At 47.1% G+C, this 1,251-nt stretch carries 1 pseudogene; it reads left to right on the forward strand.

What is annotated here, in order from left to right:
* Nucleotides 1-30: 30 nt before the first annotated feature.
* Nucleotides 31-1,177 (forward strand): annotated as a pseudogene (locus tag NR121_RS24905) (IS3 family transposase).
* Nucleotides 1,178-1,251 lie beyond the last annotated feature (74 nt).

The following is a 1,251-nucleotide window of genomic DNA, read 5'->3' on the forward strand; positions in this document are numbered from 1 at the left end:
GGAGAGTGATAAATAAGTTATAATGAAGCTATGGAAAAACGGAACCGATATACCTCAGAGTTTAAGACAAAAGTTGTGCTGGAGGTCCTCCGGGAGGAGCAGACCGTCAACGAGATTGCTGCCAAGTACGAAGTAAGCCCGGTTATGGTTAGCCGATGGAAAGCTGAATTTCTTGAGCGTGCTTCTGTCGTCTTTGAGAAGAAGACAAGTGAAGTCGACAAACTGAAGAAAGAGTACGAGAGCAAGCAAGAGCATCTAGAGAAGCTGGTTGGCCAACTCACGGTAGAGGTCGACTGGCTGAAAAAAAAATCTGGCCTCAAATGAACCGCTCGAAGCTCGAAAAGCCATGGTGGAGCGTGATAACAATGAAATTACCATTAAGCGCCAGGCCGATCTGCTGAACGTGAACAGGACAAGCGTTTATCGCCCTAGTCAAGAGAAAAGTGAAAGCGAAGAGAATGTACAGATCATGCACCAGATCGATGAAATCTATATGAAACACCCTTACTTTGGTTATCGGCGGATGACCCGATTCCTTCGAGATCGAGGCTTTGAGGTGAATCGTAAGCGCGTACGGCGTCTCATGCAGCACATGGGGCTTGAAGCGATCTATCCGAAGCCGAACTTGAGCAAGCGATTCCACGCAAAATATGTTCGCCCCTACTTGCTTCGGGGCTTAACCATTAACCGGCCGAATCAGGTCTGGGGAATCGACATCACCTATCTCCGGATGGGGAAAGGCTTCATGTATCTGTTCAATATCATCGATTGGTATAGCCGCAAAGTGATCGACTACGAGCTATCCAGTACGCTTGAGAAAGGCTTTGTTTTGAGGTGTCTCAAGCGCGCATTTAGCCGCTGTAAGCCCGAGATCATGAACAGCGATCAGGGCTCCCACTTTACCAACGCTGAATACCTTTAGCTACTGGAGATAGAAGGCGTCAAGGTATCGATGGATGGTAAGGGGCGTGCGACGGATAACAGCCGTACAGAGCGATATTTCCGCTCGCTCAAATACGAATGCATCTTCTTGAATGAATACGAAGACCCTCGCGCGCTGCGCAAAGGGATAGTTCGCTATGTCCAATTCTATAACCAAGAACGCCCTCATCAATCTCTCAATGAAGCAAAGCCCGATCAATTTTACGCGCATTCTATTGAAAAAACCGCATCCTAATTTACTAGATTACGAGAATGGAGGACATAACTTAATCCTCAAAAAATCGTGTCTTGACAATGGGGAGCATTACA

The sequence above is a fragment of the Paenibacillus sp. Pae15 genome, assembly GCF_024519685.1.
GTDB lineage: Bacteria > Bacillota > Bacilli > Paenibacillales > NBRC-103111 > Paenibacillus_G > Paenibacillus_G naphthalenovorans.